Raw genomic sequence first — 25,857 nt, forward strand, 5'->3', positions numbered from 1 at the left:
TCGCCCAAGATATTAGGTGTCTGGCAAAGTAGCCTCCGGCAGACCCCAAAGAACCGGCCAGACAGCCCTCCGAAGGCAAAGGTCACACGTTCGAATCGTGTCGGGTGCGCCAGTCTCTTCCAGTGTGCGCTGGAAGCATCCTCGCCCGAATTGTCATTGTTACCGCTCGCGCTGGAGTCGTCGCCTGCTCAGCCGGGCACGCGCTTACGTCAGCATCGAGATGATCGTCTGGATCTGGTCGGAAGCCGACGTCACCAGTCCGTCGTATGACGTCTGGCCGTGCGCTGCGGCCTTCAGGATGCATTCGGCTACGGCCGCCTTCAGGCCGAAGACCGACTGATGCGCCGGTACGCTCGCCATCACGGTCTCCAGTGCCTGACGCATCGTGTGAACGAGCTCGGAGCTGTATTGCATGTGCTGTCCTCCGCGGGCTCATATTAGGTCGCCTGCCCATGCTTGCCACTCACAAGCCTGAGACTACCCTGTGAATCACACGGCACCTCGCGCTTCTCATCGTTCAATTGTATCATCTTTCCATGAGCGAATCCGACACGGCGACTGGCGAAGCCTCGCCCGTCCGCAAGATCATCCATATCGACATGGATGCCTTCTATGCGTCCGTGGAACAACGCGATAATCCGGACCTGCGCGGAAAGCCGGTGGCAGTGGGAGGCTCCGCTGAACGCGGCGTTGTCGCGGCCGCCAGCTACGAGGCCCGCAAGTTCGGCGTTCGCTCTGCCATGCCGTCCGTGACTGCGAGGCGACAATGTCCCGATCTGATCTTCGTCAAGCCGCGCTTCGAGGTCTACAAAGCGATCAGCCGGCAGATCCGCGACATCTTCGCAGAGCATACCCCCATCATCGAGCCGTTGTCGCTCGACGAGGCCTATCTCGACGTGACGGAAAACCTGCAAGGCATCCCGCTGGCGCGTGACATTGCGCTCCGGATCCGCGAGAGGATCAAGGCCGAGACGGGCCTCAACGCTTCGGCGGGCATTTCCTACAACAAGTTTCTGGCCAAGCTCGCCTCCGATCATCGCAAGCCCAACGGTCAGTTCGTGATCTCACCCGAGATGGGCCCCGCCTTCGTCGAGGCACTACCCGTCGGAAAATTCCATGGGATAGGCCCGGCGACGGGCGCGAAGATGAACGCGCTCGGCATGTTCACCGGCCTCGATATTCGTCATCAGACGCTGGAGTTCATGAATGCGAATTTCGGCAAGTCGGGCGCCTATTACTATTGGATCTCGCGCGGTGTCGACGAACGGCCGGTCCGGGCCGACAGGGTCCGCAAGTCCATCGGCGCGGAGACCACGTTCTCAAGCGATCTCACCGAATTCGACGCGCTGGTCGCCGAGCTCAAGCCGCTCGTCGACAAGGTATGGCGCCATTGCGAGGCGACCAGCAATCGGGGCCGCACCGTCACCTTGAAGATCAAATTTGCCGACTTCGAGATCATCACGCGCAGCAGATCCGCCCCTTCGCCGGTTGCAGGCCGGGACGATCTGGAGCGGCTGGCTTGCGGCCTGCTCGAAGTCGAGATGCCTCTGCCCAAGCGCGTCAGGCTGCTGGGGGTGTCGCTGTCTGCCCTCCAGATAGGAGACCATGCGGAGCCGCAGCTGACTTTCGGCATTTGAGACCGACTGGAAAGGCCCTCAGCGAAAGCGACATCTTTATCCGCGACACGGTTCTAAACCTGTCCCAGACGGTGGCGGGATTTTCAGAACCGCCACCGATGAAAATCGATCCGCTCGGGCCAATCAATGCCTCACGTGCTCGAACACCACGATCACGCCGGTCGGCTCGGGCTCGTGCGCCATCAGGCGGGTCAGCTCGGGATCGCCCCAGTCGGCGAGGCTGACGACTTCGCCGCTCTGGCGCTCGGTGCCGGGCGGCGCCGTGGGCTCGAGCACCTTCAGCCCCATCTCGTCGACGAAAAAGGTGTGCTCGCCGAACATGCTGTTGAGCTGCGGCATGGCGGGATGCTCGTCAGGCAGCACCTGAGCGCCGAGCTGGTTGACGGTCTGCTTCACCTGTTCGGATGTGAGCTTCATGAGCTGCTCCGTTTCTGTCACGTCGGTTTCATTGAGCCGAGCCAGAGCGGGCGTTCCCGGCGCCGATGTTCGCCTGGCTCAATCTCCCGAACGGGCGCCGCGCGCGAATGTTCCGGAGAAATGCATTTCGTGATCGCGCATTGCATCTGCCGCGCTCGCGGCACGAGATCGCCACAGGATGCACATGATTCGGCACGATGCGGCAGAGCCGAACCCGCTACGCGTTCCTGATCTCGCCGACCGAGAGCGCGCAGATGCGTGACAGATATGTGTAGGGCAGCCCGGTCTCCTCGGCCCAGGCGTTGAACTGCGCCTGCACCTTGGCGAGATCGCCCTTCGACTTGACCTCTTCGGCAATGTCGACACCGGCATCGCGAAGGCAGGCGACGACGTCCTTGGACGTCACAAAACCGTCCCAGCCGACGAAACGCAGCAGCATCTGGCCGGTGTTGCCGCCTAGCCGGCTGCCGCGCTTGGTCAGGAGATCGAGCAGGCCGATCTGGTCGGACGGCGGCCACTTCGCCAGAAACCTGCCGAAGCTGCCGTGCTCTTTTGCGATCTCCTGCACGAAGCCGGCGTTGTCGCGCACCGACATGATCTTGGCACCGTTGCGCACGATGCGCGCGTCGCGCAGCAGGCCCTCCCAATAATCCTCGGGCTGGAAGGTGAGCTTGGCCGGCTGGAAATGCAGGAAGGCGCCTTCAAACCCGTCCCATTTCGTCTCGATCACACTCCAGGCAAAGCCCGCGCAAAACACCCGCTTCGTCATCTCGGCGAGGATGCGGTCGTCGCCGAGTTTTGCGAGGCCCTTCAGGTCGGGCTTTTCAGGCATCAGCTTTTCGAGCGCCTTGGGCCCGCCCTTGCGTTTCTCGGCGCGAGCACGAATGGTCTTGAAGGAGGTCATGCGGACACGAGCGGTTGAGGACACGCCACGACATCAGAATTCGATGATCCGGTCCAGCCCGGCGACGCTTCGATGCTTGCACCCGCGGATGCGCCGCAGCATACTGCCCGCGTTGAATTGGCGAGAGATGCGGCTGGCCTGCTTCTTGCGTTCAGATATTTTGCAATTCCCGAACATTTTTGACGTCTCACCCGTGGATTTCCAATGCGCTGTCTGGTCGTGGCCGACCTGCACTATTCGCTGCCTCAGCTCGACTGGCTCGTCAGCGCCGCTCCGCAATTCGACCTCGTGATCTTCGCCGGCGATGCGCTCGACATTGGCTCGATGGTGGATTTTCGCGCGCAGATCGTGGTGGTGAAGAAGTACCTCGCGCTGCTCGCCGCGAAGACCCGCGTGATCCTCTGCTCCGGCAATCACGACCTCGACGAGCGCAATGCGGAAGGCGAAAAGATCTCGCGCTGGATCTCGGAGGTGCGCGAGCTGGGCATTGCCTGTGACGGTGACAGCCTCACCGTCGGCGACACGCTGTTCACGGTGTGCCCATGGTGGGATGGGCCGCTGGTCAAGCAACGCCTCGTCGCGCAACTCGGCGCCGCCGCGGCTGGGCGGCCGCAGCGCTGGATCTGGGCCCATCATGCGCCGCCGGCGAACTCGCCGACGAGCTGGGGCGGCAAGCGCTTCTTCGGCGACGTCGAGCTGGTGCAATGGATCATGCAGTACCAGCCCTCGATGGTGATCTCGGGCCATGTGCATCAGTCGCCATTCATTACGGATGGCTCGTGGTTCGACCGGCTGGGCCAGACCTGGGTCTTCAACACCGGTCTGCAACCCGGCCGTCCCCCGACCTACATCGTGCTGGACCTCGATGCGGACAAGGCGTTCTGGCTTGCAGCCGGCGAAGCGCAATGGATCGATCTTGGCGCGCCGCTGAAGCGGCCCGCCGCCCCGATCGAGGCGCCGCCCGACTGGCTCACATTCTTGGATCGGATTGCCGATCCGAGCCTGGCGAGACCTCGTGCGGCGGCAGGTTGATCATGCTCTGGAGCACCTCGCCGACCATGGCCAGATGCGTGCCGTGGCCGGCATATTGCTGCTTGAGATCGGCGAGATAGGTGTTGGCGACGTTGAGCCGCTGCGCCAGCATCTTTGCGATCAGAAGCGCCACGCCCGCCTCCTGCTTGAGGAACGAGGCCGCATCCTCGAATTCGTAGATGACTGCGTCGGAGCAGGCCCGCACCGTCGCAGTGTGCGGCTGTCCCAGCAGCACCGACATTTCGCCCAACACCGCGCCGGGCTCGGCCACGGTGGCGACCACCATCTCGCCCTTGAGCACTTCGAGCTTGCCCTGGATCAGCACATAGAGATGGCCGGTGGTGCCGCCCTCGGTGACGATAAGCGTGCCGGCCGCAACCTGCCGCTCCGTCCCACCGGTGCAATAATCCAGAACTGCGCGCATCCGACCAAAGCTCCCGTCGCAGGGAGACACTAGAGCACGATCGGCGTCGCGCGCTTGCTCAAATTTGTGGCAAGCCAGGCTATCGCGACAGACGCTTCGCGAGATGGACCGACTGCCAGTCGCCGAGGCCGGTGTCCTCGAACCCGGCCTTCTTCGCAAGGCCCCGCATCTCGGCGTTCACCCGCGCGGTCTCGGCCGCGATCATCTCGTGACCGAGATCGCTGGCGTGCCTCTCCATCGCCGTCATCATCCGGAGGCCGACGCCTTTGCGCTGAAAGACTTCGGCAACGGAGATGGCGAAATCACCATGCCGTGCGGCCGCATCGCAGGCGTATCGCGTTTCGCCGATGATCGTACCCTGTCCTTCCTGCCTGATCTCCGCGAGCAAGGTGAAATGATCGGGATGGCTGGTCTTGGCGACGCATTCGGCCGCGACCACGACAAGGTCCGCTCGCGCGCCCATGAAGCGCTTGTTGCGTGATGTCGTCGAAAGGCTCGTCAAATAGATCGAGAGGCTCTCGACATCGGAGGCGCTGGCGGGCCTGATACGGACTGTGCCGTTCGCATCGGCTGACTCGACAGCGGCATCCAGCAATAACTGTGACATGCGCGAGGCTTTCGGCAGGTTGCGTGGATTGCACATTTAGCCGAAGCGGCGCACCGGCCGCTTGGACATTGCCGCCAATCTTGCAGCCGTAAACGAACAGCTCGTTGCCCTGTGCCGTGCGTCACACACGGTCGCGTTCAAGCGGCCTCACGTCTCCCGACGCGGCGCTCCGGCCTTGTCGCCGCCATCGACTGCTCCTCGCCGTCCTGCGGCGCGCCCCAGAACTCGCTCACCGAAGGTCCCCATCTCAGCCGTCGCGCGCGCAGGAATTCCAGGATCTCGTGCGGCCAGACCCTGCGGCCCATCTGCGTGTACCAGCGCATGGCGTGCCGCAGGCCCGCATCGCGCTGGAACAACACCCGCCAGATCGCCTTGGGGCGACACTGCAGCACCATCTCGGTGAACTTGAACCAGACCAGCACGCGCCACGGCGCCATGTGGCGCGTCGCCAGCACCTGATGCTTGTAGTCCCAGCGGCGGCGATCGGGCTGGATCACGCGGCGATCGGCGGCAAGCCGGAAGTACGGCGTCCAGCGATGCGGCGTGACGTAGAGCAGCTGGACCTGGTCGGGATCGTAGGCGAGGAGCTGCTTCAGCCCGCGCCAGTGATCGCGATCGGTTTCCTCCTCGAACCCGACCACCCAGGTCGCCATCGACAGGATGTCGTGCTGGCGCAGCAGCCGAATGGCCTCGCGGTCGGTCGCGGTCGTGGCGCCCTTGCGGATCAGCTCCAGGGTCTTCTCGTCGGTGTTCTCCAGCCCGAGCAGGAAGCGCTGCCAGCCCGCCTTCTTGTAGAGATGCAGGATGTCGGCATCGCGCACGATGTCGTCGGCGCGGGTCGAGCCGACCAGGATGAGGTCGACGTCCTCGGCGATCAGCGCTACGAGAAAGGCGCGCCACGCCTTCTTGGACACGGTCGGATTCTCGTCGGCGAAATTGATGACCTCAACGCCGTGCTCGCGATGCAGGCGCGCCAGCTCCTTTGCGAAGCGAACCGGATCGCGGTGGCGCCAGCGCGTCCAGAAGCCGCGCTGGCCGCAATAGTTGCACAGATGCGGACAGCCGCGCGAGAACTGCACGACCACGGCGCGCAGGCCGCCCCAATAACTGTAGCGCGCATGATCGATCAATTCCCAGCCGATGCGATAAGCGTCGAGGTCCGCGATGACGGGCGCCGGCGGCGTCGCGCGTGGACCCGCAGCATCGCGAAACGCGATGCCGGCAATGCCGCCGAGATCGTGGCCATACTCCAGCGCGCGCATCAGGCGCCGCGCGGTCTCCTCGCCTTCGCCGCGTACGATCGCGCTGACATAGGGCTCGTCGCGCAGGATCTCGCGCCAATGGTAGGTCGGGAAGACGCCGCCATAGACGATCAAAACGCGCGGCATCGCCTTGACCAGGGCATGGGCGATCTCGGTGATCACCGGATGTCCGGAGGTCGAGCCGGAATGGCCGAACAGCACCGCGTCCGGGGCAAAACCCTTCGCGTCGGCCATGATCCCTTCGATCGGCATGGGGCCGAATTCGGCATCGATCAGCCGCACCGCATGACCGTCGTCGATCAGCGGTCCGCCGATCGCGAGCAGGCCGAGCGGCGGCAGATGATCGTCGGGAATCCGACTTCCGATCGAGGGATGAGGCACGTTGACGAGTAGAACACGCATGGACTTTCGCTCCCGCTTTGGTTGGCGTGATCGTCCGTCCCACTTCCTGAAAGAAGCCCAATCCCCCGACTGAACCCGAAGACAGCGCACATGACAGACGCGGGGACCGTTGCCCCGCTTTCTGCGTCACGCGCGAGAGAGTGAAGGCACCTCCTCCGGCACGATCGCCTGGAGGCCGCCGAAGCGACGCTCGCGACCATGGAAGGAAGCCAGGGCAGTGGCGAGATCGCCCGCGTCGAATTCGGGCCACATCCGCTCGGTGAAGTGCAGCTCGGCATAGGCGCCTTCCCAGAGCAGGAAGTCCGACAGCCGCTTCTCACCCGAGGTGCGGATGATGAGATCGACGTCGCGCAAACCAGCCTCGCCGGTGACGAGCTGCGAGAACGCCTCCCGGGTCAGGCTGGTCAGCGCCGCCGCCTTCGCCGCCGCGTTGAGGATGGCATCGCGCGCGGAATAGTCGACGGCGATGCGCAATTGAAGCGTGCTGCCATGGGCAGTCGCCTCTTCGGCGCGCCCGATCGCATTGGCGATGCCATCGGGCAGACGGTCGCGGCGGCCGATCACGGTGAGACGCACGCCGTTCTTCACCAGGCTCTGCACCTCGTTCGCCAGATAGAATCGCAGCAAGGTCATCAGCGCGGCGACCTCGGCCTTCGGCCTTCGCCAATTGTCGGCGGAGAAGGCGTAGAGCGTCAGCGTGCCGATGCCCTGCTTGGGCGCGGCCTCGACGATGCGGCGGATGGTCTCGACGCCGGCCTCATGGCCGCGCACGCGTGACAGGCCGCGCCGCGTCGCCCATCTGCCGTTGCCGTCCATGATGATGCCGACATGAAGCTTCTCGTTCTGGGACGTGACGTCACTTTGCATTGCAAAGTCTCCGGTCAAAAAAATGGGGATCAGGTCGAGATGATATTGAGGCGGCCGAGCGGCGCTGCCTCGCGACCGGCGGCCTTGGCTGCGTCGCGCACCAGACGTTCGAGCACGGCGAGATAGTCGAGGAAGCGGCGGCGGCCGGCCTTGGTCAGGCGGCAGGTCGTGTGCGGGCGATTGCCCTCATAGCCCTTGGTCACCTCGACGAGGCCGGCTTCCTGGAGCACAGCGAGATGCCGGCTGAGATTGCCGTCGGTGAGGCCGCAGAGCTGCTTGAGATCGGCGAACGCCAGACCCTTCGGATGCGCCATCAGCGAGGTCAGAAGTCCGAGTCTCGCCTTCTCGTGGATCACGCGGTCAAGTCCTTCATAAGAGAAGGGCGCGCTGTCAGTCTTCGACATCATGGTCTCCGGACGCGAAATACAGAATGCCCGCCATGACCGACTGCCCGATCACGAAGGGCAGGCCCATGGTCCATGGCGACAGCGTGTGGGTTTGGCTCGCGAGCACCACCACCGCAAAGCCGGACATGAAATACCAGGCGCCGGCGAGCGCGACGGTGCGCGGCAGCGAGCGGATGGAGGCGAAAATGCCGAGCGACACCAGGATCTGCCACAGGCCCGGCAGCAGCCACAGCGTTTCGCCTGCGAACTTCCACATCACCACCGCAAGCAGAACACCGGCAACGCCTGCGGGCAGGAACTGCTCGACTGCCTGGTGGATCATGGCATCGGCGAGACCCGAATGATGGCGGCGCGAACGTGCGCGCATCTCGATGCCGATTATCAGGCCGGAGAGCGCGGCCGCAATGAACCAGCCGAAGAAGAAGCCGAGCGGTTCGCTGGTGGGATCACCAAGCAGCCAGAATTGCAGGATTGCGGTCAGAAGCGCGACCGCACCGGTCGCGGCCATCGTCGCCGGGCCGTAGCCGCGGAACGCCGTGCCGGCCGCAATCTGGCTGCGGATCGCCACGATGTCGGCCAGTGCCTTGTCGAGATCGCGCATTGGCAACGCCAAAACCCCGCTCCGCCCGTGCTTGCCGGGAATACGGGTCCCGTTACTTTGTACTGCAAAGTATATAGGATCGCAAAGTAAAGGCAAGCCCGAAGGTCGACTCGAGACCCGCCGGTCTGGATAGACAACTGCCGGTTGCGCGACACCTCCTCCCGCAGATAAGATCAGCGCAGAGGCGTTCCGGGGGAAGGTATGCGGCTTAAGTCATTAATCGTTGCGTCTTTATTGCAGGTGAGCGTCGGCAGCGTTGCGCATGCGGCGGGACCGTTCGGCTCCGTCAATGTCGGCAACTGGACCGGCGGCGCGTTCAGCAATGATGAAACGGGAGCTTTCTCCCATTGCGCCGCCACGGCGCCTTATGCCAACGGCGTCATTCTCGTCGTCGGCCAGAATGCAGCAGGCTCGTGGATATTGAGCTTTGCGAGTCCGAGCTACCGCTTCAAACAGGGCGAGAACGCCGCGATCGACGTCATCTTTGACGGACAGGAGCAGGCCAGGCTGTTCGCCACGGCCAACCAGCCGAACATGCTCACCTCCGTCATGCCTGCCAACGTCGTGCGAACGTTTCAGAAGGCAAGCCTGATGGTTGCAACGAGCGGCCGTACCGTGCTGAATTTCGACCTGACCTCGGCCGGGCCCGTGATCGCGGCACTCGCCAATTGCGTCTCCAAAGTGAAAGCCGACGGGCTCAGCAAGGCCGGCGATTTCACAAAGGTCGCCGCCAAGCCGCAGGCCGCGGCGGACAAGCAGTCATCACCGCCGGCCAGCAAGCCCGCCAGAGCCAAAAGCGGCACCGGATTCGTGGTGAGCGCCAGCGGACACATCATCACCAACAACCATGTGATCGATGGTTGCGTCGGCGACATCAAGGGCAATCTCACCGGCGAAGCCGCGATGGTGCTGCGTGTCGTCTCGAGTGACGCCAACAACGACCTCGCTTTGTTGCAGGCGCCGTCGACAACGACGTTCAAGGACTTTGCCCGGATCCGCGACCGCTCGATCCGGTCCGGCGATTCCATCGTCGCGATCGGCTTTCCCTTTCATGGATTGCTAACCTCGGACTTCACTGTGACGACCGGGATCGTGAGTTCGCTGAGCGGCATCCGCAACGATTCGCGTTTCCTGCAGATCAGTGCGCCCGTGCAGCCGGGCAACAGCGGAGGCCCGCTGTTCGACACCACCGGGCAGATCGTGGGCGTGGTCACACGCAAGCTTGATGGGATACGGATGGCCGCGGCGACCGGCAACATCCCCGAAAACATCAACTTCGCGATCAAGACCGGCGCGCTGCGGGACTTCCTCGACAATTCCGTGGTGGCCTATCAGACCGCCGAACCGAAGGGCGAGATCAAGACCACCGACATCGCCGGCAATGCGCGGCCGTATACGATGCTGATCTCGTGCAACGCGACCGAGCAGGCCGACGCGAAGCGGTAGGGCACGCTGCCGCGTCACTCTGCAGTCTCATTCCCGCGAAGGCGGGAATCCCAGTACGCCGCGTCCTCTCGATTCAAGCGCTCCCCTCTCGGAGTACTGGATCGCCCGATCAAGTCGGGCGATGACACCGTTGGTGCGGACCCAGCGTGCCCGCCCGCTCACCCGTGGCAACACGCGCCCTCCGCCGCCTGCGGCTCGTATTGGTCGCGCAGCCGCACCCAGTCCATCGGATAAGGCAGGCCGTCCTCGTGTCGACCGAGCGGCGTGAGGTCGAGATATTGATAGGCGGCGTTCATCATGTCGAGGCCGCGGGCGAAGCAGGAATAAGTGTGAAAAATCTCGCCGGCCTCATTGCGGAAGAACACGCTGATACCGGGCAGCTCCGGGCCGTAGAAGGGCGTGGTGCCGAAATTGTATTTCGGCACGCCCTTGTCGATCTGCTCGCGCGTGAACGAGACTTCGTAATCATAATTGAAGTCGTTACCGCCCGACGAGACCCAGTCGAACGTCCAGCCCATCCGCTTCTTGAAAGCCTCGAGCTTTGCGGCTGGCGCGAGCGAGACCGCGACCATGGTGGTGTCGCGGGCGGCGAGATGCGGCACCATGAGCTCAAAGCCGTCGGCCCAGAACGAGCAGCTCTTGCAGGCCGCCTCCCAATCCGGCGCGAACATCACGTGCTGGACGACCAGTTGCGGGCGCCCCTTGAAGAGATCGGCGAGCGTGACCTTGCCGTTCGCTCCTTCGAACACGTAGGCCTTGTCGACCTTCACCCAAGGCAGCGCGCGACGCTCCTCGGCTAGCCTTTCGCGAGCTTGAGAGAGTTCCTTCTCATGCGCAAGATGGGCTTTGCGGGCTGCGATCCACTGCTCGCGAGAGACGATCTGATGTTGCTGCATGGTCTCCTCCATGGTGTCAGGCGACGAAGGCATCGAGCTTGTCCAAGAACGAGCTCCAGCCGCGCTGGTGATTGTCGCGCGCGGTCTCGTCGAAGAACTGGGCGTGATGGAAGATCATCAGGGTGCCGGCACTGTCGGGCTTCAGCGATATCGTCACCAGCGATTCACGCTCCGGTGTCGAGTGCCAGGCCCAGGTGAAGACCAGAAGCTCGTTCGGCACGACCTCGCGGTAGACCCCGCCTGCTTCAAAATACTCGCCGTCGTCACGCGTGAAGCTGATGCGGTAATGGCCGCCTGTGCGGACGTCGAGCTCCGCGTTCAGCGTCGCCGGCTTCATGTTCGGCGGCCCGAACCATTGCACTAGCTGCTCGGCTTGCGTCCAGGCGGCGTAGACTTTTTCTGGCCGCGCGCGGAGCCGGCGCGTGAGCGTGAGGCTTGGACGTTCGGTTGGGCTTTCTGTGCTGCGGGGACCGGCGTTGACGGCTGCGTTGGCCATGGGTCTTTCTCCACAAAGGCGGCAAGGCGATCGAGATTGTCGGACCAGAATTGCGCGTAGCGATTGAGCCAGTTCATCGCCTGCTGCATCGGCTGCGCGGTGAGCCGGCAGGCGACAGTGCGCCCGCTCTTCTCGCGCACGATCAGGCCCGCATCCGTGAGCACGTCGAGATGCTTCATGACCGCCGGCAGCGAGATCGGAAACGGCGCGGCCAGCTCGCTCACCGACAGGGTTTCCTGCTCGCCGAGGCGCGCAAGCAACGCGCGGCGCGTCGGATCAGACAGCGCCGCAAAAGTCCGGTCCAATATCTCATCTTTATACTTAACCATAAGGTTTAGTATAGGCGCGAGCACGATCAGGTCAAGCGGGAACCCGCACGACTGCGTGATCAGTCAGCGATCCGTGGGAGCGTGAGGCGCGGCTAGTACGGTGCAACGTGCCGCGCGCGACGGTGCGGGCGCGGTTGCGGCTGCTGCACTTGCCCATAGGCGACAAGCGGATTGGGGCTGCAGGCCATCAGCCGGCCGGAGACGCTGGCCTGACATTGGTTATAGGTGCTGTAGGTGCAGTCGCCGGGATAATCGTACCCGCCGCCCTGCGCGCACCAGGGATAGCCGCCCGCCGCCGCCGGCGTAATAATGGTGACGAAGCCGGCAAGGACCGTCGCGCCCAGCGTCAGCAGCGCCAATTGCGTCTTGCGCATGATCGCAACTCCTCTGTTGGTGGCGCGAGATACGGCGCCATCTATCATCAGGTTTCGCCGCACGGTTTTATTCCAGGTCGACGGGACAAAGCACGCAAGAAAAAAGCCCTGCCATGCGGCAGGGCTCCAATCACGGACATCACAAGATCGCTACTCGACCTTCAGGCCGGCGAACTCGACGACCTTCTTCCATTTCTCGGTCTCGGCCTTGATCTCCTCGCCGAACGCCTCGGGCGTCTGCACCCGCGGCTCGCCGCCGAGCTCGACCAGACGCTTGGACATGTCCGGCTCCTTCATCAGCGTGTTGATCTCGCTATTGAGCTTGGCGATGATCTCCTTGGGCGTATTCTTCGGCGCAGCCATGCCGAACAGCGCGCTCGCCTCGTAGTCCTTCACCGTCTCGCCGATCGCCGGCACGTCGGGCAGCTGCGGCGAGCGCTCCGCTGTGGTGACGCCGATGGCACGGAGCGAGCCGGAACGGATGTGCTGGATGATCGAGGGCATGTTGTCGAAGATCACCTGCACCTGGCCGCCGAGCATGTCGGTGATCGCGGGCGCCGCGCCGCGATAAGGCACGTGCTGCATCTTGCAGCCGGTCAGCGCCATGAACATCTCGCCGGACAGATGCACCGATGTGCCGTTGCCCGAGGAGGCCATGTTGACCTTGCCGGGATTGGCCTTCACGTATTCGATGAACTCGGCGACGGTCTTGGCCGGCACGTCCTTGTTGACGGTCATCACGTTCGGCACGCGCTGGAACGAGGCGACCGGCGCGATGTCGCGCACGAAGTTGAACTTCAGATTGGTGTAGAGCGAGGCGTTGATGAAGTTGGCCGGATTGACCAGTTGCAGCGTGTAGCCGTCGGGCTCGGCGTTGACGACTGATTCGGTGGCGATATTGTTGCCGGCACCCGGCTTGTTCTCGATCACGAATTGCTGGCCGAACTTCTCCGACAGCCGCTGGCCGATCAGCCGCGCCAGGATGTCGGTGGCCCCGCCCGGCGGATAGCCGACCACCCATTTCACCGGGTGGGTCGGATAATCGGCGGCAAAGGCCTTCGACAGCGGGCTGGCTGCTAGCGGACTGGCGGCGAGCAGGCTCAGCGCGGTACGGCGAGTGATCATCTCAAGGGTTCTCCCAACGTGTTGTTCTTGAAGCCAGATAGCTTGAAAGTGGCGTCGATGCGGTTGTAACAAAGCTTGCCGCAGGCGGAAAGTGCACGGCGCGCATCACGACGAAAGGATAAGGCATGCCGGTCAAGGTCGAAGCCCTCGATCATCTCGTGATCAATGTCGCCGACGTCGCAGCGACCGCCGAGTGGTACGGCAGGATTCTGGGCATGGAAGTCAAGGTGTTCGACCCCGGTGGCGGCAAAGCGCCGCGGACTTCGCTACAATTCGGTAACCAGAAGATCAACGTCCGGCCGCGCGATGCCGACAAGGTGGAGTGGTTCACCGCGGACCACCAGACCCCCGGCAGCGAGGATCTGTGCTTCCTCACCTCCGCCACCCCCGACGAGGTCGTGGCGCATTTGGAGGCACATGGCGTCGCGATCGAAGAAGGCCCGGTTCCCAAGCAGGGCGCCCGCGGCACGCTGCGCTCGGTCTATTGCCGGGATCCGGATGGCAGCTTGATCGAGATTTCGTCGTACGAAGACTGACCAGCGCATTTGCTCCCCGCGCCATCCAATGGCAAAAGAGCTCCCGACAATAATCTGAAGACAGCCGCCAACCAGAAGCAGGCTGCACGGGAGCAAACATGCCGAACGACACGGCCGCCGGAATCGTCGGCCCATTCGACGGGCTCGACGTGCCCTGGCTGCTGAAGATGCGCGCCGAAATGCGCAGCTCACATCCGTTCCTGATCTGGGCGCCGTTCGACGCGCCCGCCCGGCACTGGAGCTATGGCGAGTTTCACGAGCGGGTCGGCGCGCTTGCGGCGGGACTGGCAAAGCGCGGCGTCAGGCCCGGCGAATATGTGCTCATTCATCTCGACAATTGCATCGAGGCGCTGCTGGCCTGGTTTGCCTGTGTCGAGCTCGGGGCCATCGCGGTGACCACCAACACGCGCTCGGCACCGGCCGAGCTCGACTATTTTGCCGATCATTGCGGCGCGGTCGCCGCGATCACGCAGCCGGCCTATGCCGAGATCGTCGCCCAGAACTGCCGCAACATCCGCTGGATGGCGGTGACCTCGCATGATTCGGGCGCGGCTCCTGCGCAAGCGGTGTCACGCGGCGACAGTTTTGAGGAGCTGTTCGCCGACAGCGCCGACCGTCCCAGGCGCGCGACCGATCCGCTCGCGCCGTGCAGCGTGCAATATACCTCAGGCACGACATCACGCCCGAAGGCGGTGCTCTGGACCCACGCCAACGCGCTGTGGGGCGCCAAGATCAACGCCGCGCACGAGGACCTGCACGCAAGCGACGTGCATCAGGCCTATCTGCCGCTGTTCCACACCAACGCGCTGGCCTATTCGATGCTGGCGACGCTATGGGTGGGTGCCACCTGCGTGATCCAGCCACGCTTTTCCGCCAGCCGGTTCTGGCGCGCCGCGCGCGAGCACGGCTCGACCTGGACCTCGACGATACCGTTCTGCATGAAGGCGCTGCTCGAGCAGGAGGTCCCGAAGGATCACAAATTCCGTTTGTGGGGCACCGCGATCAACGAGCCGCCGGCCTTCGCCGCTTTCGGCGTCAAGATCATCGGCTGGTGGGGCATGACCGAGACCATCACCCACGGCATCGTCGGCGAGGTCGACCAGCCCAACATCCCGATGTCGATCGGCCGCGCCGCGAGCGAGTACCAGATCCGCATCACCGACGATGACGGTAGGCCGACCGAGGTCGGCAACACCGGCAATCTCTCGATCAAGGGCATTATCGGCCTGTCGCTGTTCGCCGAATATCTGCACAACGAGAAGGCGACTCGCGAGAGCTTTGACGAGCACGGCTTCTTTCTCACCGGTGATCGCGTGGTGCGGCTGGAGAACGGCACCATCCGCTTCGGGGACCGCAGCAAGGACATGCTCAAGGTCGGCGGCGAGAATGTCGCCGCGTCCGAGATCGAGCAGGTGGTCGCACTCGTCCCCGGCGTGCGCGAGGCCGCCGTGGTGGCGAAGACGCATCCGATGCTGGACGAGGTGCCGGTCGTCTTCATCATCCCGCAGGGCGGCGTCGCCGGTGCGCGGCCCGATCTGCACGAGGCCGTGATGGCCGCCTGCCGCGCCGGTCTCGCCGACTTCAAGGTGCCGCGCGAGATCCGTTTCGTCGACGACATGCCGCGCTCGACGCTGGAGAAGGTGGCGAAGGCGGAGTTGCGGAAGATGGTGGGGTAGCTCGGAGGGTGGGTTAGCCGAAGGCGTAACCCACCGACTTCGTCCGGCAAATGCGGAGGCATGGTGGGTTACGCTACGCCAACCCACCCCTACGGCATGGTGCTCAGAACGACCCCAGCGCCACCGGGCGGAACGCCTGCAACAGCTGCTGGTCCAGCTTGCCGCCCATGCCTTCCATCATCGCAAACGCTCGCGTGTGGGTGAAGGGCATGCGGTAGGCGCGCTTCTCCACGAGTGCCGCGTAGATGTCGACGATGGTCGTGACCCGCACGATATCGCTGATCTGGTTCGACGAAAGCCCGTTGGGATAGCCGCTGCCGTCGAGGAATTCGTGGTGATGCAGCACGACGTCGAGCATCTCCGGCGGGAAGCCGCCCTGGGCGGCGAGCGCGTCATAGCCGCGGCGCGGATGCTGGCGGACCTCGGCCATCTCCTCGTCGGTGAGCTTGCCGGGCTTGTCGAGCAGCACGGAGGGAACGAAGGCCTTGCCGACGTCGTGCAGCAGCGCGGCACGGGTCAGCCGGCGCTGGTCATCCTCGTGCATGCCGAGGTGCTGGGCGAAGGAGACCGCAAATCCGGTCACGAACAGGCAGTGGCGGTAGCTGCCGACATGGTGGCAGCCGACGGTGGTGAGCCACTCGCGCAACGAGGAGTGCTTGATCGCCTTCAGGATCTTGCTCTCGGCGGCGATGACGTCGTCAAAGGTCAGGGGCACGCCGAGCGGCAGCTTCTCGAACATCTTCTTCAGCACCGCATGCGCCGCCTCGACGCCGCGGTTGAGCGTCTTGCCGCGATCGGTGGCATCATAGGTGGCGGTATCGGGGAAGGCGGCGCGGATGCGCTGCAGGATGGCGTCGGGCTGAAGCGGCCGCGAGATGGTGTCGGTGGCGCCCAGCGCCCAGGCCTGCATGGTGCCGTGATGCAGGGCGTCCGCAAGCACGAACAGCCGCGGCATCGCGCGATAGGCGTCGCCGCGCAGCTTGTTGCGCACCCGCTGCACGCTCTCGGGCGAGCGCAAATTGATGTCGACCACGAGGCCGGAGAGATCGCGCGAGGGCTGCTCGGGGAGCTCCTGGGTCGTCACCGTCGCGACGTCGCCGACCGCCTTGAGGATGCTGGCGAGCTCGGTGCTCTCGTCGCTCCGGTCGGAGGCGAGCAGAAGCCGGCGTTTGGCGGCGGTTTTGGCTGAGGCGTTCATGGCTTCCCCAAGAGCACACGGGACTGGATTTGGCGTCAGCCTAAGCCGGATCAGGTTCTCCGGCCCTTAAGAGGCGTGCTCAATGGAGCCCTGCGGAATCAGGGACAATTTTACCGAGTTCGGTTCCCGTAGCCCCTAATCAAAAACAGCGAAAACAACCCCATGCACAGTAGAATGGTCATTGATAACAAAGGGAAATTTTGGGCACGGCCCGTCCCGCCCACCGGCGTCATCGCCCGGCTTGACCGGGCGATCCAGTACTCCGAGACGGCGCGGCTAGAACCGAGAAGCCGCGGCGTACTGGATGCCCCGCTTTCGCGGAGCATGACAGCGAATATGCGGATGCGGTGTATCACGCACAAGCAAATCCGCCGGAGGTTGCCCTCCGGCGGATCATGTCAGGTCACAATCGCAACCAGCCTTACGCCTTCATCGCGCCCTTCACGGCCTCGGCCGTGATCGGCAGGGCCCGGACGCGCGCGCCGGAGGCGTTGAAGATGGCGTTGCCTATTGCGGGGGCGATTACCGTCACCGCGGGCTCGCCGACGCTGGTGGCCTTCTCGCCGTTAGCGATCACGGTGACCGCGACCTCCGGCATCTGGCTCATGCGCAAGGGCGGAGTGCGGCGCCAGGCATGCAGGCCATCGCGATCAGACGGTTTCCTCAGAGTAACCCAGCGCGTTAGGATGGGTGAAGAAACAAGATAACAAGGTGGATGCAATGCCTGGGATCGATCGGGACGGCGTCGGGATCTACTACGAGGTCCATGGCGAAGGCCCGCCGCTGCTGCTCACCCACGGCTACTCCTCGACCTCGGCGATGTGGCATGGGCAGGTCGATGCGCTTGCCAGGGATCACAAGCTGATCTTGTGGGACATGCGCGGTCACGGCCAGTCCGACTATCCCGACGATCCCAACGCTTACAGCGAAGCGCTCACGGTCGGCGACATGGCGGCGATCCTCGATGCGGTCGGCGCTGAGCGCGCCATCATCGGCGGGCTGTCGCTCGGCGGCTACATGTCGCTTGCGTTCACTCGCGCATATCCGATGCGCGCCCGCGCGCTGCTGATCATCGACACCGGCCCGGGCTTCAAGAAAGATGACGCCCGCGAAGCCTGGAATGCGCGGGCACTCGCCACTGCCGACAGGCTCGATCGCGAAGGCCTCGACATGTTGAAGGCGGCGACGCGCGAGCGCGCCACCGCGAGCCATCGCAATGCCAAGGGATTGGCGCTCGCCGCACGCGGCATGCTGACCCAGCGCGATGCACGCGTGATCGAGCTGTTGCCCGAGATCAAGGTGCCGTCGCTGATCGTGGTCGGCGCCGACGACACCCCGTTCCTCGCCGCGTCCGATTACATGGCCGCGAAAATTCCCGACGCACAAAAGGTCGTGATCCCGGCGGCGGGACACGCCGTCAACATCGATCAGCCGCAGGCTTTTGTTGACGCGGTGGTGCCTTTCCTGAAGAACTTGCCGGGATAGGGCGGTCGGACAGGAAGGCAGACGATGAAGCAGGCGATGCTGGCCGCTGGGGCAATGGCGGCGCTTATCTCGGTGCCGGCGCAGGCCGAACCGGTCGGTGGGCCGCCGCCGCGCCTGCCATTCGTGGCGACATCGTCAAACAATACGCCACTGGCATTCGGCATGGACGCCGAGCAGACAGCGCGTGCCCTGAGGCAGCCGCTGCGATATGTGCGGGGCCGCCCCGGCAACGAGATCTATCTCGCCCTGCGCAACATCGGCGGCAGCGGATTGATCCCCTATCGCCACCGCCTGTTCCTGCAATTCCGTCATGGCCGGCTGGCAGGATGGAAAGAGGACTACGGCGAGAACTGGATGTGGGAGTAGGTGCCGTCCCTCATGGTGAGGAGCGCGCCCTTGCGCGCGTCTCGAACCATGCAGGCCCGCCTCTCGCAGCTCGGCCTCTATCCTTCGAGACGCGCGCGAAGGGCGCGCTCCTCAGGATGAGGGGAGAAATCGGAGTTCGTGATTATCCACCAAACCAAAAAGGACAACCCGCGTGGGACAAGACATCAAACTGACGGCCTCCGACAATTTCCAGCTCGGTGCCTATCGCGCTGACCCCTCGGGCACGCCGAAGGGCGCTGTGGTGGTGATCCAGGAGATCTTTGGGGTCAATCATCACATCCGCTCGGTCTGCGATCGCCTCGCTGGCGAAGGCTATGTCGCGATCGCGCCGTCGATCTTCGACCGGACGTCGCCGGGCTTCCAGTCGGGCTACACGCCTGATGAGATCGCGGAAGCGCGCAAATTCGTCGCCAGTCCGGATTGGGAGGCGATGCTGCGCGACACGCAAGCGGCGATCGATGCGGTGAAGAGCGTCGGGCCGGTCGGCATTATCGGCTTCTGTCTCGGCGGCAGCGTCGCCTTCGTCGCGGCGACGCGGCTGTCGGGCCTGAAGGCCGCCATCGGTTATTACGGCGGCGCGGTCGTGCGCTTTGCCGACGAGACACCAAAAGTGCCGACGCAGCTGCATTTCGGCGAGAAGGATGCCGGCATTCCCCAGACCGACGTCGAGACCATCAAGACGAAGCGGCCGGATGTCGAGGTCTTCGTCTATCCGGGCGCCCAGCACGGCTTCCATTGCGACGAGCGACCGAGCTATGACAAGGCGAGCGCCGACATCGCCTGGCCGCGCAGCATGGAATTTTTCGCGAAGCATTTGAAATAGCCATCCGTCATGCGCGGGCTTGACCCGCGCATCCATCAAGCGAAGCTTTTTCGTCAAGTTGATGGATTGCCGGGTCAAGCCCGGCAATGACACCTCAAGCAGGAATCGGGTGGCTGCATCACGGCGCGTGGCGATAGAGCAGGCGGACAAGCCAACTCACGCCAGGAGACCGCCATGCAGCAGGCCATCACGCACCTCGTCATCCGCAATCCGTTCGGCACCATGGACGTGCCCGCGCCGGACGATCGCGAAGTCATGGACTATGCCGCAATCGCCACGCTTGCCGGCGATGCGGCCGACGTCAATGCGGAGGGATGGGCAACCATCGCGGCACAGTCAGATCCGCTCGACGGCATCTGGGCGAGCCGCTGGAATGGCGGCGCAGATCCGACCATTGCCGGCGACACGCCGGAGGCATGGAAAGAGGGACGCGCGGAAGTGCGGGTCACAGGCGAGCGCATCTTTTTACGCTTCGACTGGGACAACGGCCGCCGGCACGGGCTGATCGATGCCGCGCGCAAAGGCGCGGGTCGCCTGGTCGGAAAATACATCAACCTGACCACGCCGGCGATCACGCGGCCATGGGTTGGGCTGGTGGTCGATGCCATCAGGATCGACGGATGTTTTCCGAACGGGCGGTTGGATTTCAGGCGGTGAGCTAAAGCATGATCCGGAAAAGTGCGAAGCGGTTTTCCGAAGAGATCATGCTCAAACAACAAACTAAAGCGCGATGATGATTCATCCTCATCTCATCGCGGTTTAGAACCAGCGCTCGCCGACGAACACGGTGTCGCCGGGGGCCAAGGGCGTGCCGAGCGGCACGACGGCGCGCATGGCGCCGCCGGCTTCGGTGTGCGTGACAGTGACCACGTCGCGCTTGGCGCGGGGCGAAAAGCCACCGGCGATCGCGACTGCGCTTTCGACCGTCATGTTCGGCACGTAAGGATATTGGCCGGGCGCGGAGACTTCGCCGAGGATGAAGAACGGGCGATAGGCCTCGATCTCGACGGCGACCGAAGGCTCGCGGATGTAGCCGTTGCGCAGCCGCGCGGCGATCTCGCCGGCAAGGCCCGCAGGGGTGCGGCCGCGTGCCGGCACGCCGCCGATCAGCGGCATGGTGATGGAGCCGCCAGCGTCGATCGCATAGCTGTTGGTGAGACCTTCCTGGCCGTAGACCACGACCCGCAGCTTGTCGCCGGCGTCGAGATGGTAGGAGGCGTCGTAGCGGACCGGCGCCGCCATCGGTGCGGCATAACCGACCGGCATGGGCCCAGGCGAAGAGGCAAAGGAATTGCGTAGCGCCCCGATGGCGCCGCCACCGTCGCCGACGACGACCGGCTGTGGCGCGTAGTAGGGCTGGCCATAGGCCATGGAGTCGAGATCGGCGCGCGGCTGCATCACCGCGACGGGGCCGGCGGTCTGCATGCAGCCGCCAAGGGCAAGCGCGGCGGACGCTGCCAAGGACGCTGCCAAGATCGACCATCGAAACGCGCGTGCAACCGGCACCGGACCTATCCCTCGAAACGAGACAGGTCCAGTCTTGCACCGGTTATGGTTAATAAAACGTTGAGGGGCGGGATGAGCACGGCGCGCCACGCTGCGAGCGCAATGCGCCCCCCTCTCCCGCGTGCGGGCGCCGCTATCATATGGCCTCTGGGGGGCGGTCTGAACGAGCGCCTCGTCCTTCGAGACGACCGCTCTGCGGTCTCCTCAGGATGAGGCTAATCGGCAGCGGTGGCTGTTGGAACTGTTGCCACACACGCCATCCTCATCCTGAACCCGCCTAAAGCGGGCGTCTCAAAGGATGGGCCGCAGGAAACTGCTCTCAAATGCGCCGACCTCTCCCGCAAGCAAGCGGGAGGGGTGCACCACCTTCGTGGCTGGGCTTACGCGCTCACACCCACACCGATCGGGCAGGACACGCCGGTGCCGCCCAGGCCGCAATAGCCGGCGGGATTCTTGGCCAGATATTGCTGATGGTAGTCCTCGGCAAAGTAGAATGCGCCGACCGGTGCGATCTCGGTGGTGATGGCGCCGAGACCTTTTGCAGCAAGCGCCTTCTGATAGAGCGCCTTCGATTCATCGGCCGCTTTCTTCTGCGCGTCTGAATACGTGTAGATCGCGCTTCGGTATTGCGTGCCGACGTCGTTGCCCTGACGCATGCCCTGCGTCGGGTTGTGGCTCTCCCAGAACGTCTTCAACAGCTTCTCGTAGGAGACCTTGTTCGGATCGAACACGACCAGCACCACTTCGGTGTGGCCGGTGCGGCCCGAGCAGGTCTCTTCATAGGTCGGATTCGGCGTGTGGCCGCCGGCATAGCCGACAGCGGTGGCGTAAACGCCATCGCCGAGCTCCCAGAACTTGCGCTCGGCGCCCCAGAAGCAGCCGAGCCCAAACACCGCCTGTTCGTGGCCGGCGGGATAAGGCGGCTGCAACTTCGTACCGTTGACGAAATGGGTGGTCGCGGTCGGAATGGCTTGCGCACGGCCCGGCAGCGCTTCCGTAGCGCTCGGCAATGCGGTGGTCTTGCGCATGAACAGCATGGACGGATCTCCGGGGAACGAGCTGTCCGTCGCCCGGGCCAAGGCAATCAGCAAAACGCTCGGGCGGCGTGCTCGCGATCAGTTGGGAATATAGGTCTTTACGCGTGAATGGGCAGCCTTGTTACGCGGCCGCCCGCGAGGCTCAGTCGCGGGAATTGAAAGCTCAATCCCGGGAATTGAAAGCTCAATCCCGGGAATAGCCGATCAGCGGCTTGCGCGGGCGGAACAGGATCATCAGGAGGATGCCCAGAATGCCGAGGACGGCGAAAACCGGCTGATCCAGCACCAGGCGGACCACCGAGGTCCAGAGCCAGGGCGCCTTGGCCTCGATCCAGGTCCGGAATGCCGTCTGGCTGGCCTGATGGATGTCGTTCCAGAACTGGCCGAAGCGGGTGAACCGCAGGGTCTGGTCGGCCACCCAGCGGGCGCCGTCATAGACCATGAAGATGAACCCGCCGGCGAGCAGCAACAGCCCAATCAGTCGGAAAAAGCCGCGGATCATGCCTCACCTTATATGGTCGTCCGATCGGACGACCCTCGGAACGCCGCCAGCCAATACAAGGGAGACGGCAGAAATTCAACCTCTTCAGGGCGTTACGGCACTCATCCAGGCCGCCGCGGGCCGGTTTTCCAGCCCGAGAAAGCGTTGACGGTGCCAAAGACCCTCTCTATAAGGGCGCCAACTGGCGGCGGGCGCAATCCTGCCGCCGCTGTTCTTTGAGCAGTTGCAGGCTCCTTGAGCTTACAGGCTCTTTGGGCCTCAGAGGCAGCCGCAAGGCCGTCGCTCATGTTCCGGGAACAGCCTAGCAACCGAACACCATAAATCCGAGCGTCGATTACGCGGTCAAGCAAGCCGGCGCTACCCGACCAAGACGCGACCGGTACCCGCAAAGGACATTGAGACCATGGCCAATACCACTTCCGCCAAGAAAGCGACGCGCAAGATCGCCCGCCGCACCGCCGTCAACAAGTCGCGCCGCACCCAGATGCGCGGTGCCGTGCGTAACGTCGAAGAAGCCATCAAGACCGGCGACCGCGCCGCCGCCGTGACGGCGCTGGCGAATGCCGAACCCGCTTTGATGCGCGCCGCCCAGCGCAACATCATTCACAAGAACAATGCCAGCCGCAAAGTCTCGCGGCTCACCGCGCAGATCGCCAAGCTCGCCAAGTAATCAGGCGAGTAAGCCGGCAAGTGATCTAGCGAGCATTCGTTCGATCGGACGATCCGGTCGCACATCACACGCGTCAAACAGCCCGGCATCACGCCGGGCTTTTTTGTTGCCTGTCATATTCACGCAAGCGGCCACACGGCGACCGATCCTCGATTGGAGATTGCGGCGTCCGCACCGTGATGCGGTAATTCTACCTGTGGGTGATTTTGCAACAGCGGAAACCTTCACCGCGGTGCAAAAAACCCTTGCGAGGCGGGCTCAAGTTGAATTCGCGTGCCTGCGAGTTCTGCACACCGTAGTTTCACCGGATCGCGACACACGGTGGAGTTACCCTGTGAAACGAGACTCAAAAAACGATGTCTCGCTAATCACTTATCGACATAGTGACGCCAAGCATTTGGAAAATTCGCCCGCGCGTCGCGCGCGTGACGCTTTTGTAAAAAATTTTTGGCAGTGGCGGAGAATTGTCACATGAGGCGCGGCGCCTTCGATTCTGTGCACGAATCCAAAAACTTGCTCTGAAGCCTGTGCACAAGTCGCGCGCGGCGTTAACGCAGATCAAGTTTTTTGATGCCTCAAGTGTGAATCAATTTCATTGCGAGTCTTTCCGCATAGTGTATTCCTTAAGGCGTCAGCGGCGCCCACGATCTTGAGACCAGCGCGGTATCGGAAACGGGGCGAGCGTGCAAATCGGCGGCGGTGTGCACGTAGGCGACGCTTTACTCAGCGATTGTCGGTTCAAAAACCCATAGCAATATGGGAATGGTAGCTCTTTGTCTGAATGTCTCCAAGCGGGATCTTCCCGCTCGCGCCCAGCGCATATGAGAGACGTCTTGAGGCTACCCCGACACGCAGGATGGCGAAGCCGAGCGGACGACTAGTACAGACGGGCAGGCATCCGCGACTGGAGCAATTCAGATGCGGTTGTTTTTCACGCAGGACCTTGCCGTGAGCGATCACGGCAGGATGGGGAGGTATCATGTCCTACGGATTCAACGCGGTATTGACACAGATTCCATCGTTCGACGATGCCGTCTCCGATCCGTCCTGCGTCCAGCCCCCCTCGTGTGAGGGCGCGCCGAGTACGCGCTGACCTCGCGAACTCTCCATCTCCGACATCGCTGATCTGACCTCGCGGCGTTCGCGCCGAACGGTCGAGCTATGCCCGACGATGGAATCGCTTGAGGTCGCGCCATTTAGGGATCCTGGCCGGAACCCTGCATGGCGTTCACAACGCAACCTTATCTCTCAAGAGAAGTTTTAACGATGAACACATCGGAACAGGATCGCTGGTCACGCGTGAAGAGTCGGCTGCGCTCGAACGTGGGCGAAGACGTCTATACGAGCTGGTTCGCGCGCATGGATCTGGAAGGCGTGCAGGAGGAGAGCGTGCGTCTCTCGGTTCCCACGCGCTTCCTGAAGAGCTGGATTCAAGCGCATTACGCCGAGCGCGTGCTGTCGTGCTGGCAGGCCGAGATGCCCGAAGTGCATCGCATCGATCTCACCGTTCGCTCGGCCGTGCGTCCGGTCGTTCAGCAGAAGGAAGCGCCCGCGCCGGTCGAAGCACGCCGCTCGCCTGCGCCGGAGCTGCGCTCGACCGCGACCGCGCCGGTCTCGGCCAATCACGATGCGCTCGGTGGCTCGCCGCTCGATCCGCGCCTGACCTTCGCGAGCTTCGTCGTCGGCCGCTCCAACACGCTGGCGCATGCCGCTGCGCGTCAGGTCGCCGAGGGTCGCCGCGGCGACCCTGTCATGTTCAATCCGCTCTACATCCATGCCGGTGTCGGCCTCGGCAAGACGCATCTGCTCCAGGCGGTGACCTGGGCCGGCAATTCCGGCAACGAGCGCAAGGTGCTGTACCTGACCGCGGAAAAATTCATGTACGGCTTCGTCGCCGCACTGAAGACGCAGACGGCGCTCGCCTTCAAGGAAGCGCTGCGCGGCATCGACGTGCTCGTGATCGACGATCTCCAGTTCCTGCAGGGCAAGTCGACCCAGGCCGAGTTCTGCCACACGCTGAACGCGCTGATCGATGCCGGCCGCCAGGTCGTGATCGCGGCCGACCGGCCGCCGTCCGATCTCGAAAGCCTCGATGACCGCGTGCGCTCGCGGCTGGCCGGCGGCCTCGTGGTCGAGATGGGCTCGCTCGGCGAGGAGCTGCGGCACGGCATTCTCAAGTCGCGGGTCGCGGCGGCCCGCGCCCATCACGCGACATTCGAGGTGCCGGAGGAGGTGCTGACCTATCTGGCCCGCGCCATCACCCATAACGGCCGGGATCTCGAAGGCGCGATCAACCGTCTGCTCGCGCACTCGAAGCTCAACAACCGGCCGGTGACGCTGGAAATGGCGGAGCACGAGGTGCGCGACCTGATCCGGCCGCAGGAGCCGAAGCGGATCAAGATCGAGGACATCCAGCGCGTGGTGGCGCGGCAGTATAATGTCAGCCGCTCCGACCTGCTGTCCTCGCGCCGGACCGCCAACGTGGTCCGTCCGCGCCAGGTGGCGATGTACCTCGCCAAGACGCTGACCCTGCGCTCGCTGCCGGAAATCGGCCGCCGCTTCGGCGGGCGCGACCACACCACGGTGCTGCACGCGGTGCGCAAGATCGAGGCCCTGGTTTCCAAGGACACGGCGCTGTCGGACGAGGTCGAATCGCTCAAGCGCCAGCTTCAGGAATAAACGCCTAGCAGTCTGCTGAAGAACCCCCTCGCCACGGAGGGGGCTTGATGATTCACTTTATCCATCTCGAATCGTCAGAGGCGATCATGCGCGGCAGGTTTAAGGACCAGGGCGGCCTGTTTTCGTACATCG

At 63.8% G+C, this 25,857-nt stretch carries 29 protein-coding genes, 1 tRNA gene and 1 pseudogene; 12 read left to right on the plus strand and 19 right to left on the minus strand.

What is annotated here, in order from left to right:
• Positions 1 to 38: 38 nt before the first annotated feature.
• A tRNA-Arg gene (locus tag QCM77_RS29905) sits at positions 39 to 112 on the plus strand.
• Positions 113 to 204: 92 nt separating this feature from the next.
• Here QCM77_RS29905 and QCM77_RS29910 read toward each other — a convergent pair.
• The gene (locus QCM77_RS29910; protein WP_279685990.1) at positions 205 to 414 is read right to left on the minus strand and encodes a hypothetical protein; all 210 of its coding nucleotides are present in this window, start codon (positions 412 to 414) and stop codon (positions 205 to 207) included.
• Positions 415 to 536: 122 nt separating this feature from the next.
• Here QCM77_RS29910 and dinB point away from each other — a divergent pair, with 122 nt between their 5' ends.
• Entirely contained in the window at positions 537 to 1,637 is a 1,101-nt protein-coding gene (gene dinB / locus QCM77_RS29915) for a DNA polymerase IV (protein WP_279685991.1), read from the plus strand.
• A 123-nt stretch (positions 1,638 to 1,760) separates the two neighbouring features.
• On the opposite strand, the gene QCM77_RS29920 is transcribed toward dinB, so the two are convergent.
• Both QCM77_RS29920 and QCM77_RS29925 read right to left on the minus strand, forming a co-directional pair.
• The gene (locus QCM77_RS29920) at positions 1,761 to 2,054 is read right to left on the minus strand and encodes a hypothetical protein (RefSeq protein WP_279667912.1); all 294 of its coding nucleotides are present in this window, start codon (positions 2,052 to 2,054) and stop codon (positions 1,761 to 1,763) included.
• A gap of 217 nt (positions 2,055 to 2,271) precedes the next feature.
• Positions 2,272 to 2,958 (minus strand): DNA-3-methyladenine glycosylase I, encoded by a 687-nt coding sequence (locus QCM77_RS29925; RefSeq protein ID WP_279667911.1) that lies wholly within the window; start codon positions 2,956 to 2,958, stop codon positions 2,272 to 2,274.
• A 204-nt stretch (positions 2,959 to 3,162) separates the two neighbouring features.
• Between QCM77_RS29925 and QCM77_RS29930 the strand changes: the two genes are divergently transcribed.
• Positions 3,163 to 3,990, plus strand: a complete 828-nt coding sequence (locus QCM77_RS29930) for a metallophosphoesterase family protein (RefSeq protein WP_279667910.1) — start codon at positions 3,163 to 3,165, stop codon at positions 3,988 to 3,990.
• On the opposite strand, the gene QCM77_RS29935 is transcribed toward QCM77_RS29930, so the two are convergent.
• The 6 genes from QCM77_RS29935 to QCM77_RS29960 form a co-directional block, all read right to left on the minus strand.
• Positions 3,929 to 4,414: a Crp/Fnr family transcriptional regulator gene (locus QCM77_RS29935; protein ID WP_279667909.1), complete on the minus strand. Its 486-nt coding sequence runs from the start codon at positions 4,412 to 4,414 to the stop codon at positions 3,929 to 3,931. The genes QCM77_RS29930 and QCM77_RS29935 overlap by 62 nt on opposite strands.
• A 79-nt stretch (positions 4,415 to 4,493) precedes the next feature.
• Positions 4,494 to 5,021, minus strand: coding sequence for a GNAT family N-acetyltransferase (locus tag QCM77_RS29940; RefSeq protein WP_279685993.1), 528 nt, complete (start codon positions 5,019 to 5,021; stop codon positions 4,494 to 4,496).
• Between the two features lie 137 nt (positions 5,022 to 5,158).
• On the minus strand, positions 5,159 to 6,685 hold the full coding sequence (gene bchE, locus QCM77_RS29945) for a magnesium-protoporphyrin IX monomethyl ester anaerobic oxidative cyclase (RefSeq protein ID WP_279685994.1): 1,527 nt from the start codon (positions 6,683 to 6,685) through the stop codon (positions 5,159 to 5,161).
• A gap of 126 nt (positions 6,686 to 6,811) precedes the next feature.
• A complete protein-coding gene (locus tag QCM77_RS29950) occupies positions 6,812 to 7,552 on the minus strand; it encodes a di-trans,poly-cis-decaprenylcistransferase (RefSeq protein ID WP_279667906.1) in 741 nt (246 codons plus the stop codon).
• Positions 7,553 to 7,581: 29 nt separating this feature from the next.
• Positions 7,582 to 7,956: a transcriptional regulator gene (locus QCM77_RS29955; protein WP_279685995.1), complete on the minus strand. Its 375-nt coding sequence runs from the start codon at positions 7,954 to 7,956 to the stop codon at positions 7,582 to 7,584.
• Positions 7,943 to 8,560 (minus strand): hypothetical protein, encoded by a 618-nt coding sequence (locus QCM77_RS29960; RefSeq protein ID WP_279667904.1) that lies wholly within the window; start codon positions 8,558 to 8,560, stop codon positions 7,943 to 7,945. Before QCM77_RS29960 ends, QCM77_RS29955 begins: the two co-directional genes overlap by 14 nt.
• 201 nt (positions 8,561 to 8,761) lie before the next feature.
• Between QCM77_RS29960 and QCM77_RS29965 the strand changes: the two genes are divergently transcribed.
• A complete protein-coding gene (locus QCM77_RS29965; RefSeq protein WP_279685996.1) occupies positions 8,762 to 10,006 on the plus strand; it encodes a S1C family serine protease in 1,245 nt (414 codons plus the stop codon).
• A 158-nt stretch (positions 10,007 to 10,164) separates the two neighbouring features.
• Here QCM77_RS29965 and QCM77_RS29970 read toward each other — a convergent pair whose 3' ends face one another.
• The 5 genes from QCM77_RS29970 to QCM77_RS29990 all read right to left on the minus strand — a co-directional run bounded on the left by QCM77_RS29970 (position 10,165) and on the right by QCM77_RS29990 (position 13,226).
• Complete coding sequence (locus QCM77_RS29970) at positions 10,165 to 10,902, minus strand: DUF899 domain-containing protein (RefSeq protein ID WP_279686013.1); 738 nt, start codon at positions 10,900 to 10,902, stop codon at positions 10,165 to 10,167.
• Between the two features lie 16 nt (positions 10,903 to 10,918).
• Positions 10,919 to 11,263, minus strand: coding sequence for an SRPBCC family protein (locus tag QCM77_RS29975; RefSeq protein WP_279685998.1), 345 nt, complete (start codon positions 11,261 to 11,263; stop codon positions 10,919 to 10,921).
• Positions 11,263 to 11,703 (minus strand): ArsR/SmtB family transcription factor, encoded by a 441-nt coding sequence (locus tag QCM77_RS29980; RefSeq protein ID WP_279685999.1) that lies wholly within the window; start codon positions 11,701 to 11,703, stop codon positions 11,263 to 11,265. The genes QCM77_RS29975 and QCM77_RS29980 overlap by 1 nt, the downstream gene beginning before the upstream one ends.
• A gap of 116 nt (positions 11,704 to 11,819) precedes the next feature.
• Positions 11,820 to 12,101 (minus strand): DUF3551 domain-containing protein, encoded by a 282-nt coding sequence (locus tag QCM77_RS29985; protein ID WP_279686001.1) that lies wholly within the window; start codon positions 12,099 to 12,101, stop codon positions 11,820 to 11,822.
• Between the two features lie 150 nt (positions 12,102 to 12,251).
• Complete coding sequence (locus QCM77_RS29990; RefSeq protein ID WP_279667897.1) at positions 12,252 to 13,226, minus strand: Bug family tripartite tricarboxylate transporter substrate binding protein; 975 nt, start codon at positions 13,224 to 13,226, stop codon at positions 12,252 to 12,254.
• 125 nt (positions 13,227 to 13,351) lie between these two features.
• Here QCM77_RS29990 and QCM77_RS29995 point away from each other — a divergent pair, with 125 nt between their 5' ends.
• Both QCM77_RS29995 and QCM77_RS30000 read left to right on the plus strand, forming a co-directional pair.
• The gene (locus tag QCM77_RS29995) at positions 13,352 to 13,762 is read left to right on the plus strand and encodes a VOC family protein (RefSeq protein WP_279667896.1); all 411 of its coding nucleotides are present in this window, start codon (positions 13,352 to 13,354) and stop codon (positions 13,760 to 13,762) included.
• 98 nt (positions 13,763 to 13,860) lie between these two features.
• Positions 13,861 to 15,438, plus strand: a complete 1,578-nt coding sequence (locus tag QCM77_RS30000) for an AMP-binding protein (RefSeq protein WP_279667895.1) — start codon at positions 13,861 to 13,863, stop codon at positions 15,436 to 15,438.
• 103 nt (positions 15,439 to 15,541) lie between these two features.
• On the opposite strand, the gene QCM77_RS30005 is transcribed toward QCM77_RS30000, so the two are convergent.
• Together QCM77_RS30005 and QCM77_RS30010 are read right to left on the minus strand one after the other, a co-directional pair.
• Positions 15,542 to 16,636: an HD-GYP domain-containing protein gene (locus tag QCM77_RS30005; protein ID WP_279686002.1), complete on the minus strand. Its 1,095-nt coding sequence runs from the start codon at positions 16,634 to 16,636 to the stop codon at positions 15,542 to 15,544.
• Between the two features lie 421 nt (positions 16,637 to 17,057).
• A pseudogene (locus tag QCM77_RS30010) lies at positions 17,058 to 17,252 on the minus strand (hypothetical protein); the annotation flags it as partial.
• Positions 17,253 to 17,356: 104 nt separating this feature from the next.
• Between QCM77_RS30010 and QCM77_RS30015 the strand changes: the two are divergent.
• The 4 genes from QCM77_RS30015 to QCM77_RS30030 all read left to right on the plus strand — a co-directional run bounded on the left by QCM77_RS30015 (position 17,357) and on the right by QCM77_RS30030 (position 19,988).
• Complete coding sequence (locus tag QCM77_RS30015) at positions 17,357 to 18,121, plus strand: alpha/beta fold hydrolase (RefSeq protein WP_279686003.1); 765 nt, start codon at positions 17,357 to 17,359, stop codon at positions 18,119 to 18,121.
• Between the two features lie 24 nt (positions 18,122 to 18,145).
• Entirely contained in the window at positions 18,146 to 18,487 is a 342-nt protein-coding gene (locus QCM77_RS30020) for a hypothetical protein (RefSeq protein WP_279667892.1), read from the plus strand.
• Positions 18,488 to 18,659: 172 nt separating this feature from the next.
• Complete coding sequence (locus QCM77_RS30025; RefSeq protein WP_279667891.1) at positions 18,660 to 19,331, plus strand: dienelactone hydrolase family protein; 672 nt, start codon at positions 18,660 to 18,662, stop codon at positions 19,329 to 19,331.
• A gap of 174 nt (positions 19,332 to 19,505) precedes the next feature.
• Positions 19,506 to 19,988: a hypothetical protein gene (locus tag QCM77_RS30030; protein WP_279686005.1), complete on the plus strand. Its 483-nt coding sequence runs from the start codon at positions 19,506 to 19,508 to the stop codon at positions 19,986 to 19,988.
• 102 nt (positions 19,989 to 20,090) lie between these two features.
• On the opposite strand, the gene QCM77_RS30035 is transcribed toward QCM77_RS30030, so the two are convergent.
• From QCM77_RS30035 to QCM77_RS30045, 3 genes are all read right to left on the minus strand, one after another.
• Positions 20,091 to 20,837 (minus strand): polysaccharide biosynthesis/export family protein, encoded by a 747-nt coding sequence (locus QCM77_RS30035; protein ID WP_279667889.1) that lies wholly within the window; start codon positions 20,835 to 20,837, stop codon positions 20,091 to 20,093.
• Between the two features lie 380 nt (positions 20,838 to 21,217).
• The gene (msrA, locus tag QCM77_RS30040) at positions 21,218 to 21,874 is read right to left on the minus strand and encodes a peptide-methionine (S)-S-oxide reductase MsrA (RefSeq protein WP_279686007.1); all 657 of its coding nucleotides are present in this window, start codon (positions 21,872 to 21,874) and stop codon (positions 21,218 to 21,220) included.
• Positions 21,875 to 22,058: 184 nt separating this feature from the next.
• Positions 22,059 to 22,376, minus strand: a complete 318-nt coding sequence (locus QCM77_RS30045; RefSeq protein ID WP_279667887.1) for a hypothetical protein — start codon at positions 22,374 to 22,376, stop codon at positions 22,059 to 22,061.
• A 403-nt stretch (positions 22,377 to 22,779) separates the two neighbouring features.
• Here QCM77_RS30045 and rpsT point away from each other — a divergent pair, with 403 nt between their 5' ends.
• Positions 22,780 to 23,046, plus strand: coding sequence for a 30S ribosomal protein S20 (gene rpsT, locus QCM77_RS30050; protein WP_007598259.1), 267 nt, complete (start codon positions 22,780 to 22,782; stop codon positions 23,044 to 23,046).
• A gap of 1,266 nt (positions 23,047 to 24,312) precedes the next feature.
• Entirely contained in the window at positions 24,313 to 25,725 is a 1,413-nt protein-coding gene (gene dnaA / locus QCM77_RS30055) for a chromosomal replication initiator protein DnaA (RefSeq protein ID WP_279686008.1), read from the plus strand.
• The last annotated feature ends 132 nt before the right edge of the window (positions 25,726 to 25,857 follow it).

Origin of the sequence: Bradyrhizobium nivariense (genome assembly GCF_029846695.2) — a bacterium.
In the GTDB taxonomy this organism is placed as follows: Bacteria; Pseudomonadota; Alphaproteobacteria; order Rhizobiales; family Xanthobacteraceae; genus Bradyrhizobium.

Excerpts from the sequence above, each read along its gene's own strand:
- QCM77_RS29935 (WP_279667909.1), bottom strand. The coding sequence starts at position 4,414 with ATGCGCGCAGTTCTGGATTATTGCACCGGTGGGACGGAGCGGCAGGTT.
- QCM77_RS29960 (WP_279667904.1), bottom strand. The coding sequence starts at position 8,560 with ATGCGCGATCTCGACAAGGCACTGGCCGACATCGTGGCGATCCGCAGC.
- QCM77_RS29965 (WP_279685996.1), top strand. The coding sequence starts at position 8,762 with ATGCGGCTTAAGTCATTAATCGTTGCGTCTTTATTGCAGGTGAGCGTC.
- QCM77_RS29955 (WP_279685995.1), bottom strand. The coding sequence starts at position 7,956 with ATGTCGAAGACTGACAGCGCGCCCTTCTCTTATGAAGGACTTGACCGC.
- QCM77_RS29990 (WP_279667897.1), bottom strand. The coding sequence starts at position 13,226 with ATGATCACTCGCCGTACCGCGCTGAGCCTGCTCGCCGCCAGTCCGCTA.
- QCM77_RS29910 (WP_279685990.1), bottom strand. The coding sequence starts at position 414 with ATGCAATACAGCTCCGAGCTCGTTCACACGATGCGTCAGGCACTGGAG.
- QCM77_RS29970 (WP_279686013.1), bottom strand. The coding sequence starts at position 10,902 with ATGCAGCAACATCAGATCGTCTCTCGCGAGCAGTGGATCGCAGCCCGC.
- dnaA (WP_279686008.1), top strand. The coding sequence starts at position 24,313 with ATGAACACATCGGAACAGGATCGCTGGTCACGCGTGAAGAGTCGGCTG.
- QCM77_RS29940 (WP_279685993.1), bottom strand. The coding sequence starts at position 5,021 with ATGTCACAGTTATTGCTGGATGCCGCTGTCGAGTCAGCCGATGCGAAC.
- QCM77_RS30000 (WP_279667895.1), top strand. The coding sequence starts at position 13,861 with ATGCCGAACGACACGGCCGCCGGAATCGTCGGCCCATTCGACGGGCTC.
- QCM77_RS29985 (WP_279686001.1), bottom strand. The coding sequence starts at position 12,101 with ATGCGCAAGACGCAATTGGCGCTGCTGACGCTGGGCGCGACGGTCCTT.
- QCM77_RS29920 (WP_279667912.1), bottom strand. The coding sequence starts at position 2,054 with ATGAAGCTCACATCCGAACAGGTGAAGCAGACCGTCAACCAGCTCGGC.
- QCM77_RS29925 (WP_279667911.1), bottom strand. The coding sequence starts at position 2,958 with ATGACCTCCTTCAAGACCATTCGTGCTCGCGCCGAGAAACGCAAGGGC.
- QCM77_RS30030 (WP_279686005.1), top strand. The coding sequence starts at position 19,506 with ATGCAGCAGGCCATCACGCACCTCGTCATCCGCAATCCGTTCGGCACC.
- QCM77_RS30045 (WP_279667887.1), bottom strand. The coding sequence starts at position 22,376 with ATGATCCGCGGCTTTTTCCGACTGATTGGGCTGTTGCTGCTCGCCGGC.
- rpsT (WP_007598259.1), top strand. The coding sequence starts at position 22,780 with ATGGCCAATACCACTTCCGCCAAGAAAGCGACGCGCAAGATCGCCCGC.
- msrA (WP_279686007.1), bottom strand. The coding sequence starts at position 21,874 with ATGCTGTTCATGCGCAAGACCACCGCATTGCCGAGCGCTACGGAAGCG.
- QCM77_RS29995 (WP_279667896.1), top strand. The coding sequence starts at position 13,352 with ATGCCGGTCAAGGTCGAAGCCCTCGATCATCTCGTGATCAATGTCGCC.
- bchE (WP_279685994.1), bottom strand. The coding sequence starts at position 6,685 with ATGCGTGTTCTACTCGTCAACGTGCCTCATCCCTCGATCGGAAGTCGG.
- QCM77_RS30015 (WP_279686003.1), top strand. The coding sequence starts at position 17,357 with ATGCCTGGGATCGATCGGGACGGCGTCGGGATCTACTACGAGGTCCAT.
- QCM77_RS29950 (WP_279667906.1), bottom strand. The coding sequence starts at position 7,552 with ATGCAAAGTGACGTCACGTCCCAGAACGAGAAGCTTCATGTCGGCATC.
- QCM77_RS30005 (WP_279686002.1), bottom strand. The coding sequence starts at position 16,636 with ATGAACGCCTCAGCCAAAACCGCCGCCAAACGCCGGCTTCTGCTCGCC.
- dinB (WP_279685991.1), top strand. The coding sequence starts at position 537 with ATGAGCGAATCCGACACGGCGACTGGCGAAGCCTCGCCCGTCCGCAAG.
- QCM77_RS30020 (WP_279667892.1), top strand. The coding sequence starts at position 18,146 with ATGAAGCAGGCGATGCTGGCCGCTGGGGCAATGGCGGCGCTTATCTCG.
- QCM77_RS29930 (WP_279667910.1), top strand. The coding sequence starts at position 3,163 with ATGCGCTGTCTGGTCGTGGCCGACCTGCACTATTCGCTGCCTCAGCTC.